Origin of the sequence: Knoellia aerolata DSM 18566 (assembly GCF_000768695.1) — a bacterium.
In the GTDB taxonomy this organism is placed as follows: domain Bacteria; phylum Actinomycetota; class Actinomycetes; order Actinomycetales; family Dermatophilaceae; genus Knoellia; species Knoellia aerolata.
In genome coordinates, this window is the sequence record NZ_AVPL01000087.1 from 1 (window position 1) to 10,734 (window position 10,734).

At 66.8% G+C, this 10,734-nt stretch carries 10 protein-coding genes; 9 read left to right on the top strand and 1 reads right to left on the bottom strand.

All coding sequences use genetic code 11. The features are described from left to right. Positions 1-191 precede the first annotated feature (191 nt). From N801_RS17795 to N801_RS17810, 4 genes are all read left to right on the top strand, one after another. Complete coding sequence (locus N801_RS17795) at positions 192-1,256, top strand: prolipoprotein diacylglyceryl transferase family protein (protein ID WP_084109221.1); 1,065 nt, start codon at positions 192-194, stop codon at positions 1,254-1,256. 142 nt (positions 1,257-1,398) lie between these two features. Next, the gene (locus N801_RS17800; RefSeq protein ID WP_035940615.1) at positions 1,399-4,218 is read left to right on the top strand and encodes a heavy metal translocating P-type ATPase; all 2,820 of its coding nucleotides are present in this window, start codon (positions 1,399-1,401) and stop codon (positions 4,216-4,218) included. Between the two features lie 150 nt (positions 4,219-4,368). Then, a complete protein-coding gene (locus N801_RS17805) occupies positions 4,369-4,560 on the top strand; it encodes a metal-sensitive transcriptional regulator (RefSeq protein WP_052113280.1) in 192 nt (63 codons plus the stop codon). Beyond that, a complete protein-coding gene (locus N801_RS17810) occupies positions 4,557-5,513 on the top strand; it encodes a DMT family transporter (protein ID WP_211254755.1) in 957 nt (318 codons plus the stop codon). Before N801_RS17805 ends, N801_RS17810 begins: the two co-directional genes overlap by 4 nt. Before the next feature lie 220 nt (positions 5,514-5,733). On the opposite strand, the gene N801_RS21840 is transcribed toward N801_RS17810, so the two are convergent. Continuing rightward, entirely contained in the window at positions 5,734-6,876 is a 1,143-nt protein-coding gene (locus tag N801_RS21840) for a class I SAM-dependent methyltransferase (RefSeq protein WP_342666923.1), read from the bottom strand. A 329-nt stretch (positions 6,877-7,205) separates the two neighbouring features. Here N801_RS21840 and N801_RS17820 point away from each other — a divergent pair, with 329 nt between their 5' ends. From N801_RS17820 to N801_RS20455, 5 genes are all read left to right on the top strand, one after another. Further along, positions 7,206-7,829, top strand: a complete 624-nt coding sequence (locus N801_RS17820; protein ID WP_156996894.1) for a hypothetical protein — start codon at positions 7,206-7,208, stop codon at positions 7,827-7,829. After that, entirely contained in the window at positions 7,822-8,478 is a 657-nt protein-coding gene (locus N801_RS20445) for an ATP/GTP-binding protein (protein WP_084109223.1), read from the top strand. The genes N801_RS17820 and N801_RS20445 overlap by 8 nt, the downstream gene beginning before the upstream one ends. Before the next feature lie 245 nt (positions 8,479-8,723). Next, complete coding sequence (locus tag N801_RS20450; protein ID WP_245618504.1) at positions 8,724-9,500, top strand: FAD-dependent oxidoreductase; 777 nt, start codon at positions 8,724-8,726, stop codon at positions 9,498-9,500. Between the two features lie 357 nt (positions 9,501-9,857). Then, entirely contained in the window at positions 9,858-10,508 is a 651-nt protein-coding gene (locus N801_RS21655) for a YgaP family membrane protein (RefSeq protein ID WP_245618502.1), read from the top strand. Between the two features lie 77 nt (positions 10,509-10,585). Further along, positions 10,586-10,734: heavy-metal-associated domain-containing protein (locus tag N801_RS20455; protein WP_156996896.1), on the top strand; the 149-nt coding region annotated here is incomplete at its 3' end.

The window sequence follows — 10,734 nt, forward strand, 5'->3', positions numbered from 1 at the left end:
CGGTCGCCATCGGCCCGCGATGCCTCATAGGACCGGCCTTGCTTGGGACAAACCCCTTCCCTCGATGCGCCGACGGCCGGGGTGCGAACGCGTCGGGCGGGCCTTACGGGGCCCCTTCTGGCCCTCGCAGGGCCGCACCGTGATGTCAGGTCCTTGTCCTCGTCTTAGCTTCCGTTAGGAGCGCACACCCCATGAGACCAGTGCTTCTCTCCGTGTTCGGCTTCGACGTCCAGACCTACGGTGTGAGCAAGGTGCTCGCGGCCTGGGTGGCGGCCCTGCTCCTTGGGCGTGCGTTCGAGCGGCGCAGAGTGGGTAGCCGTCAGCACGCGTACTCGCTGGTCATGTGGTCGACGGTGTGGGGTTTCGTTGGGGCCAAGGTGTACTACCTGCTCGAGCAGGTCCCGACTCTCACGATGCACGACTTCGGCGGGATGGGCTTCACCTGGTACGGGGGACTTCTTGGGGGCGCAGCGGCGGCCCTCATCATGGTCCGGCGGTGGCGCCTGCCTCTCGGGGTCGTCGCGGGAGCCTTGGCCGCGCCACTGTCCGTCGGCTACGCCATCGGACGGCTGGGTTGCCTCCTCTCGGGTGACGGCACCTACGGGCGGCCGACGACGCTGCCGTGGGGGATGACGTTCCCCAACGGTGTGGTGGCCACCGACGTTGCGGCACACCCCACCCCGCTGTACGAGGCGATCGGCGCTTTGGTGATCGCGGCGGTGCTCTGGCGGCTGGGCCGGGTTACCAGCGGCCCCACCGTGTTCGCCTGGTACCTCATCCTCAGTGGTGGCGCGCGATTCGTCGTGGAGTTCCTGCGCACCAACGCACCGGTCCTCCTCGGCCTCACGCAGCCCCAGCTGTGGGCCCTAACGAGCGTTCTCGGGGGAATGGGAATGTTGGTCTGGTCCATCCGCCGCGACAGGCGCCTGTCGCACTCGACTGCGGCTGCGGCTGCTGACGCACCCCAGGCGCCGCAAACCGCTGCCCTTTCAGCAGGCGATGGTCACCCGAGGACCCGCACAGCTGAGGAACCGCACATCGCGCTCGGCGGCTATGTCCTGGGTTCACTGTCGGCAGAGGACCATCGGGGGTTCACCACTCACCTGCGCTCCTGCCCGCTGTGCCGCACGGAGTTCGACGGGCTGACTGGACTCCCGCGGCTGCTTGACCTCCTCGATCAGGCCGCCGTGGAAGCGCTCGCTGGATCGTTGCTGTCCGGGCGCGCCCGCCCGGCCCGTGCTCGCCCGACCTCGTAGCCACGTTCACCTTCATCAGACCTTCACGGATTGTCGTTCGGAACCGACGGATCTGTGGGGTTCCATTGAACCCAGTACCTGGTATGGAGATGGCGGTGGCTCGGATGGCCCGAGCCGCGCCGGTCGACGAAAGTGAAGTCTGATGACCCTTGGTGATGGCGTCACCATCTTGGCAGCGCTCCTGCTCACTGGCCTGTTGGCGTGGTTCTTCTTTGGTCCGAAGAAGACCCGACAGGCCGACATGGAGGAGGGTGTCCAGCTTGTGCGGGTCAGTGTGAAGGGGGGTTACAGCCCGAACTTGATCGAGGTCCGTGCTGGTGTCCCGGTACGGATGCTCTTTGACCGGCAGGAGGCCGGCGACTGCTCGTCCAGGGTGGTGATGCCCGCCTTCAAGGTCAACAAGCTGCTTCCGGCCTACGCGACGACGGCGGTGGAGTTCGTGCCCGGCGAGGAAGGTGCCTTCCGGTTCGCCTGCGGCATGAACATGATCAGCGGCACGTTGCACGTCGTGGGCGCAGACTCCGGCACGGCAACCATGGGCAGTACGTCCACGAACGGGACCGCGGTGGCGCTCCTCGAGCGCGGTGCAGGCGACGGACACGGGCCAACCGCCGACGTCAGCCCAGCCGAACCCCATTTGGGCAGTCACGGAACGGATGGCTCCGCGGAGCCGAGCGGCCCACACGCTAGTGCTGCCGAGTCCTGTGCCGTCGACGCCGAGGACGCGGAAGCAGCCGAACGGGACGCGGAGATCAAGGACCTGACCCGTCGCGTCGTCTTCGGCGCGATCCTGACGGCGCCGGTGCTGTTCGCCGTGATGCTGACGGAGTTCTTCGGCGCGGCCTGGGTCCCGGAGCTGCTGATGAACCGCTGGTTTCAGTTGGCCCTGATCGCGCCGGTGATGTTCTACACGGGGTGGCCGATCCACCGAACGGGGTGGCTCGCACTGTCCCACCGGACGGCGGACATGAACTCACTGATCACGCTGGGCACGGTGGCGGCGTTCGGCTACAGCCTCGTGGTGACGTTCGTACCCGCGCTCCTGCCGACGAACGTGCGGGAGGTGTACTACGAGGCGGTCGGTGTCATCATCACCCTGATCCTCCTCGGCCGGCTGCTGGAGACGAGGGCCAAGGCGGGGACTGGCGAGGCGATCCGGACCTTGATTGGGCTGCAGCCCCGCACGGCCCGAGTGGTCCGCGACGGTGTGGAGTCCGAGGTCGCCATTGACGAGGTTCGCGTGGGCGACGCCGTCCTGGTGCGCCCCGGGGATAAGCTGCCGGTCGACGGACAGGTTATCGAGGGCCGTTCCGCGGTGGATGAGTCCATGGTCACCGGGGAGCCGATGCCGGTGACCAAGTCCGCCGGCGACCCGGTCATCGGCGCCACGATCAACCAGACAGGGTCCTTCCGATACCTCGCCACGAAGGTGGGCGGGGAGACGATGCTGGCCCAGATCATCAAGCTGGTCCGGGAGGCTCAAGGCTCCAAGGCTCCGATCCAGCGGCTGGTGGACACGGTGTCGGGCTACTTCGTTCCGGCAGTGATCGCGACCGCCATCTGGGCCTTCGTGGCGTGGGCGCTGGTCGGTCCGCCGCCGGCGTTCGTCTTCGCCTTGGTCGCAGCGGTGTCGGTGCTGATCATCGCCTGCCCGTGCGCCCTTGGCCTGGCTACACCGCTGTCCATCACGGTCGGCACAGGAAAGGGCGCCACCAACGGGATCCTCATCCGTTCGGCGGAGGCGCTGGAGACCGCGCACAAGCTGGACACGATCGTCTTGGACAAGACGGGAACCATCACCAACGGCACACCCACTCTGACCGACGTCCTGCCAGCTGAAGGCATCGAGGAGCGGGTCCTGCTCGCCTTCGTCGCTGCGGTGGAGGGCTCCTCGGAGCACCCTCTGGGGGCGGCGATCGTGGCGGCCGCGCACGAGCGCGGCGTTGAGCTGCCCGCCGTGGAGGGATTCGCCTCAACGACAGGGCAGGGCGTGCGCGCCGTCGTCTCTGGACGCGAGGTCCTCGTGGGTAACCGCAGGTTGCTCGAAGCCGCAGCCATCGACCCGGCAGCGCTGATGGGGAACCTGGACCGTCTGGCACGCGACGGCAAAACCCCCATCTTGGTCGCGATCGACGGGCGCCCGGCCGGCGTCATCGGTGTCGCAGACACCGTCAAAGACGGCTCGGCGGCGGCCGTGGCTGCACTGCAGGCCCGCGGGATCGAGGTCGTCATGATGACCGGTGACAACCGTGCCACAGCAGCAGCCATCGCCCGCCAGGTCGGCATTCGCCGGGTCGTGGCCGAGGTCATGCCCGAGCACAAGGCCGCCGAGGTCAAGCGCCTGCAGGGCGAGGGCAAAGTCGTGGGAATGGTCGGGGACGGCATCAACGACGCCCCCGCACTGGCCCAAGCGGACGTCGGCTCGGCCATCGGCACTGGCACCGACGTGGCGATCGAGTCCTCCGACATCACCCTGATCTCGGGCGCCCTGTCCGGGGTGGTCACGGCGGTCGACCTTTCCCGAGCCACGATGCGCAACATCAAGCAGAACCTGGTGTTCGCGTTCATCTACAACGGGATTGGGATTCCGATCGCTGCGGGCGCTCTCTACCCAACCTTCGGGCTCACGCTGAGCCCGATGATCGCCGCCGCTGCGATGGCCCTGTCGTCGCTCTCGGTCGTCGCGAACGCCAACCGGCTCAAGGCGTTCCGTCCCAAGGCCATCCCAGACACCGTCACGCCCGCGAACGCCGACCCGGTGGTCGAGATCGGACGGGACGAAGAGAAAGAGGAGACACCCATGCCCACCCAGACAACCGTCACCGACCCCGTGTGCGGGATGAGCATCGAACCGGTCAGCGCAGCCAGCACGATCGAGCGCAACGGGACCACGTACTACTTCTGCTCGACTCACTGTGCAGCCACCTTCGAGAAGGACCCCGACAAGTACGCCGGCACCTGACACCACTCGGTACCCGCCAGAACTCCAGGCGGGTACCGGCGGAGCAAAATCACGACCGTCGCCGCACCACGAGAGGAAGCCCATGAGCAGGACCACCGCTTCACCGGCGCTCCCTGCGGGCCAGCACGGCAAGGTCCGCGAATCGAGAAAATGGTCGAGCAAGACCGCGACTGCAGAGACGTCGTGACCCAGATCTCAGCCGCATCCCGCGCACTGCAGGGCGTGGCCCTGACCCGGCTCGAGGACCACGTGCCGCACGGCCTGCTCCGCTCCGCCCTGGGTGTGTCGGAGGCCAAGCTCCAAGAGGCTTCCGAAGCCATCGCCCGGCTCGTGCACAGTTGAAGAACAGAGGACGCGGCATGCCGCAAACCTTGACCGACCTTGGGGTGCCAACGCAGGCGTCCTGGCAGCGGGACTTCCTTGGGCAGCCCAGAGCCGGACGAATGCTGTTCATCACGGCCACGTGGGGCGCCTGCTTCATCTTCATCGCGTGGGGGTTGCGGGACGCATCTGCCCTCTGGTTCGGCGCCCTGCGGGCGCTCATCGCCGGGGCAGCCCTGGTCGCGCTGGGCCTGGTGCAGCGCCGCCCTCAACCCCGCGGTGCACGCGCCTGGGGCTGGATCACGCTGACCGGGCTGGTCAATGTGAGCCTCGCGTTCGCCGCCATGTTCGCCGGGGTGGCCGGTTTGGCGACGGGGACCGCAGCGGTCTTGGCGAACGCCCAGCCACTGCTGATCCTGCTCCCGGCCTGGTGGCTGTACGGCGAGGTCGTGTCGGCACGCACCGCCACCGCGCTCGTCGTCGGATTCGCCGGGCTCGTGGTGGTGGCCCTGCCCGGCGGCGGTGGCAGTGGAGCCGCCCTATCGCTCCTGGCGGCGGCGGCCGTGACCGCAGGTACGTTGCTTTCGCGTCGACTGTCCGGCATCGACGTCCTGGCCGCCACTGGTTGGCACCTGCTCATCGGAGGCCTCGCCCTGGGCGTGTTCGCGATGCTCGTCGAAGGCGCCCCGGTCGTCGACTGGACCCCCCGGTTCATGCTCTCTTTGGCGTTCTTGTCGCTGGTGGGTACCGCTGCCACGACCGTCGCCTGGTTCGTCGAGGCCCGACGAGCCCGCCTAGACGTCCTCACCGCCTGGTTGTTCTTGACACCCGTGGTGGGCATCGTTCTGGCTGTGTGGGTCCTCGGCGAGCGCCCGGCCGGGTGGACCGCGGTGGGGCTCGTTGCGACCTTGGTGGCCATGTGGGTCGCTCTCAAACCTCAGGGGGACGACCTCGAAGGACCGCCGTCTGCGTAGCAAGATTCCGGACAACGCCGCATGGTCTCAAGCAGCTCCCGGCGTCTCTCGTGGTTTTCGGCGCCGGCTACGTCGGTCGGGAGCAGGCCCGCTTGTTCGCTCTCCTCGGCGTGCCAGTGGCCATCATTGGGCGACTCGCGCCGAGGGCCGGACCGGCTCCTGTTCCCTATCAGCGTCGCACGGGCTCATGGCGTTCGGCGAAGCAGGTCGAACACCGGGATCAAGTCTTCGCCGGCTTGTGGGCGTGAAACCGCATGACGTGGCCGTGCACGGCCCGCCGGACCGTGATCCGGGTGAAGCCCGCACCCAGCAGTCCGTTGATGAGTTCGTCCGGGGCGATGATGCGGTGAGGCGAGCCATCGACTTGGTGTACCCAGCGGGCGAGCCGGGTGTCGGTCAGGTCGTAGCCGAGGAACTCGCCGCCGGGTTTGAGCACACGGGAGGATTCGGCTATGGCCTCGCGCCAGTCGATCACGTGGTGCAGCATCAGGTACGACATGACCGCGTCGAAGCGGCAGGCGGCGAACGGCAGCGACGTGACGTCGGCGACGTCGGCGGTGACGGCGGCGAAGCGAGCGAGTTGTGCGCGAGCGGCATTGACCATGGCTTCGTCCACGTCTGTCACTGTGATGTTGGCAGCAGGGAATCTTTGAGCGAGACCGGCGGCCATCGCTCCGCTCCCGCCACCGATCTCAAGGACGTCGCCGGTGAAGGAGTGTCCGTCAAGTGCCCATGGCAGGACTATCCGCCCTGCGAAGGACCGCCACGGCGTGCTTCGGCAGAAGGCGCTTTCGATGCCAGACATGACCGGCATGTTCATCTCCTTCACTCGGGCACGGTTGCGGCCCCTTCTGAGTGCATTCCGATACTGACGCTGCCGGGCCGACAAGGCGAGCCGCCGGCACGGGCGGACGGCTCGCAGGTGGGGCCTAACGGAGGAACGGGTACAGCCTAACCAACTGTCTACTCGCCCATCTTTGCCAACGCCGTACGGGTTAGCAGAGAGGCTGAGCGCGAGGACGACGACGCTGGTGGCGCCGAGCACGTGGTCGCCGACGAGCGGGGGGCATGAGCGCAAGGGGAGCACGCCGCGGCGGCAAGCGTGACCACCAGTGAGATCGCGACCATGATCTGCCGGCCGTAACTGGTTGCACGGGGCAGGTCGGGCAGGGGGCAGAGGAGTTGACGCGCACGGTGTACCGGGATACCGGGCGGCATTGGGGCTGGGTAGGCCGGGCGCAGCCGCTATGACACTCGGGGCCGCAGCCGGCCCATGGGGAGGCGGGGGTGTAGCGCGCCGACGAGGCGAAAGAAGGTTCCCGGCGTGCTCTGCGCCGGTCGTCCCTTCTGTGCAGTCCGACATCGGGGGTGGCCCCGATCAGGGGGCCTTCGAAGTCCGTGAGCAGGGCTGTGGTTTGTGGCGCCGTAGTTGAAGGCTTGACGAAGTTCGCGGAAGGCATTGGCGCGAGCTCACCCTTTCGGCGCTGTGGCAGACGGGGCTGGATCTTCATCGCCGCGACACCGGATCTCCATGCAGTGTGGCGATACTCGCAATGTGTTCAGTAATCACCTACTCGGCTTGCTCGACTGGCCCGACGGCGTCCCAGAGAACGTGTCCGCTCGCGCGCCATCAGGTCTACCAGTGAGGCGCTGGGACCCGGCTCAGGACCGGTGGGACCCATGAACCAAGGCGTGGCCCTGGTTCAGGCCTACTTGCACGTCAACGGGTACTTCACGGTGACGGAGTACCCGGTCATGGATGTGTTGCGTTCCGGGAAGCCCTTCGCCGTGACAGACCTAGACGTCCTGGCCTACCGGTTCGGGGGCGCCGGCCATGAGTTGGTCCATGGTGGCGCAGGCCGTGAGAGCGCGTATCGGATGCCCGTCGATGTGGCTTTGCATCCCTCATCCGTGATTCCGGACATGATCGTAGGGGAGGTGAAAGAGGGGCGGGCTAGGCTGAACCCTGCCCTCCGGCAGCCCGAGGTGATGGCGGTTGCCTTGGCACGCTTCGGGTGCTGTGGCGTTGAGGAGGCTCGCGGGCTTGCCCGTGAACTGGTACTACGTGGCCACGCTGTCAGCGCCGCGGGCCATCACGTGCGCACGGTCGCCTTCGGCGGGCGCGGTCAAGCCGGCCAGCAAGGACCAATGTTGGTGATCCCGATGAGCCACGTGGTGTTGTTCCTCGAGGAGTACCTCAGCGCCGCGTGGCCCGTGCTTCGTCACGCTCAGCTCAGCGACCCAGCTTTGGCACTGCTCGCGCTTCTGAAGAAGAGTCGTGTCTTCATGCCCGAAACGAAAGCCGGTCATGACTGAGGATCACCTGCAACCGGAATGCGGCTGCTCTACGCCGCACAGGCCGAAGCGGATCGTCTTGACGGGCGGACCCGGTGCTGGCAAGACGGCCCTGCTCGAAATGGTCCGCCGCACCATGTGTCGTCATGTTCGCATCCTTCCCGAGGCCGCCAGCGTTGTCTTCGGTGGCGGGTTTCCTCGGAAGAACGGTGATGCGTTCCGACGTGCGGCTCAACGGGCGATATTCCATGTGCAACGCGAGCTGGAAGTCACTGGTGAGCTCTATCGACCGGCGATCGTGCTCTGCGACCGCGGAACGGTGGACGGCGTGGCGTACTGGCCGGGACCTGTCAACGATTTCTGGACCGCGGTGGGGGAGACACCGGGGAACGAGCTCCGCCGATACGACGCCGTGATCCACCTACGAACGCCCGCGCCAGACCAGGGTTACAACCACGTGAACCCACTTCGGGTCGAGTCCGCGGCCGCGGCTGCCGTCATCGATGGCCGCATCGAGGCTGTCTGGCGCGAACATCCAAGCCGGTACGTCGTCGCCGCAACTCACAGCTTCCTCGAAAAGGCCCGCTCCACCTTGGCGATTCTGCACTCCGAACTTCCCGACTGCTGTGCCGGACACCTGGAACGAAGCCTCGGATCGTCGCAGGCGTGAGCGGCCCTCCTGTGCTTTAGGTCTTGCTCCTGGTACTGGCCAACGGGGCGCGAACTCACGCCAGGGCGGTGGACTTACTCGACCCAGCGGGTCTGGAGTTCGCGGACCAACTGGGTATGTACCAGGCACGCGGACGCGTGTTCGCCCTATCTGTGCTCGCATGCCTTGTTGATGCTGATGACGCTGAGCCCTGGCAGTCGGCGTGCACGCCGTTGCCCAGCGTGCCGCTGACCAGCACGACCGCGATGGAGCAGCAGGACCTGCCAGGGTGGGTGGTGATCGTCGGCGACGGCTACGTCGGTCTGGAGCAGGCTCAGCTGTGGGCCCACTTGGGTGTGCACGTCACGGTCATCGGCCGGTTGGCGTCGCACGCTGAGGCAGAGGTCGCCGACGTGCTCCGTGGGGTGTTCGCCGACGATGGCATCACCGTCGTCGAGGAGCGCGCCGTCGCTGTGGAACGCACCGGCAACGGCGACGTTCTGGTCCGGACCGAGCGCGGCCACGAGCTGACCGGACAACGACTGCTGATAGCGACCGTTCGGCGCGCGAACACCGAGGGCCTCGGGCTGGATGCCGCCGGGATCAGCACCGACGACCGCGGATTCATCACGGTCGACCGGTATCAAGCCACCAGCAACCCGCGGGTGTTCGCCGCCGGCGATGTGTCCGGCGCCGCGCAGCACGTCTACGTGGCGGCGCAGACCGGGCGCGCTCCGGCTGCTGGAGCCCTCGGCCAGCCCACCACAGTCGACTACCGGGGGCTGCCGACAGTGACGTTCACGACTCCACAACTCGCCAGCGCAGGGCTCACAAGAGGAGCAAGCGCTGGCCGCCGGGTACGACTGCGACTGCCACGTCCTAAGCACGCAGGACGTCCCACGGGCCCTGGTCAACCGCGACACCCGCGATGTCCTCAAGCTCGTCGTGGACGCCGGCACCCGCAGGTTCTGGGCGTCCACCCGCGCTCGACGGAGCCGGGGACGCAATGCTCGCTGCGACCTACGCGATCAAGTACGGCCTAACCGTGGATCAGCTCGCCGACGCCTGGGTGCCGTACTTGACGATGAGCGAGGCACGGCGAATCTGCGCCGGCCCATTCCGCAGTGACAAACCGACGAGTTGCTGCGTGTGACCGGCTAGCTGCTGAGCGTGGCAAGTTAAGAGGCACAGCCGCGCTGCATCGCGCCGAGGTCGATTCGACGCTGTCGACGCCGGGCAGTGGGCAACGCAACGCACTGTCAAAATGTGGCGTGCGCCGGCGATCGCGATAGCCGTCTGCTCAGCCATGCTCCTCGTCTCGGTGCTTGTTGTGGGGCCAGCCTTCACCGTCGACAGCGCCCCGATCGATGCACCGAGCCTGGTCCTAGCCCTGGCCAACGGTGCAGCACACCGAGCACCACATGGAAGGCCTTCAGCAAACCTTCACAACGGGCCTGCGGCTACCTCTACTTCGGTGGACCACGGTGGAGATGGAAGAAGGGAAGGACGACATGGGCATCGAAAGACCCTCGGTGAACATCACCCCCACTGAACGCATCGCAAGAGCTGTTCTAGGCCTAATGGCTGTCGTGACGGCAGTGACGCTCTTCCAAGACGCGAGCTCCGTCGCAGCAGTGATCCTCAGTGTTCTGCTTGGCCTTGCCGGGCTCGATCTGGTCGTCACTGGCGCAACGGGCCATTGCCCGCCGTACGGGATGCTGGGCCATGTTGCGGCATCACCGGAAGGACGAAGGAGCACTACGACGCCAGACGACGAACGTCGTCTCTTCGGTTGGTACGAAGACACACCCACGGAGAAGCCGACATCCGACTATCTGACGGACGAGCCCGACGGTCAGCCGGCAGGTGACTCCATCAGCAATAGTGAGGACCACGCTCAGATGTTGCTGGCCTCCGCGACTCTGATGCTGTTCATCGTGTTTGCGCTTGTGGGAACCGGTGTGTGGGGCTCGGCTGCCATCGCCTACGCGCTCCTGGGCGTGGGCATGCTGGCCGCGATGATGTTGCCCCTGCCCGGGCACCGGGGTTGAGCGGAATACCCCGGGTGGGTATACTGTTCCTCCTATCTGACATAGAGTTTCGAGCCGATCCACGGAGATGCGTTGTCATGAGTCAGAAGACCGTCCTGCAGCTAGGAGGCCTGCACTGGGCCACCTCCGCTCGAGCCATCGAGTCCACACTGACTCGTCGGCACGGCGTTGAGGCAGTCGAGGCAAACGCCGCGAATCAGACCGCCACCGTGACGTACGACCCCGG

Coding starts and splice junctions, on each gene's coding strand:
- N801_RS17795 (WP_084109221.1), top strand. CDS start 192: ATGAGACCAGTGCTTCTCTCCGTGTTCGGCTTCGACGTCCAGACCTAC.
- N801_RS17800 (WP_035940615.1), top strand. CDS start 1,399: ATGACCCTTGGTGATGGCGTCACCATCTTGGCAGCGCTCCTGCTCACT.
- N801_RS17805 (WP_052113280.1), top strand. CDS start 4,369: ATGGTCGAGCAAGACCGCGACTGCAGAGACGTCGTGACCCAGATCTCA.
- N801_RS21840 (WP_342666923.1), bottom strand. CDS start 6,876: ATGTCGGACTGCACAGAAGGGACGACCGGCGCAGAGCACGCCGGGAAC.
- N801_RS20445 (WP_084109223.1), top strand. CDS start 7,822: ATGACTGAGGATCACCTGCAACCGGAATGCGGCTGCTCTACGCCGCAC.
- N801_RS20450 (WP_245618504.1), top strand. CDS start 8,724: ATGGAGCAGCAGGACCTGCCAGGGTGGGTGGTGATCGTCGGCGACGGC.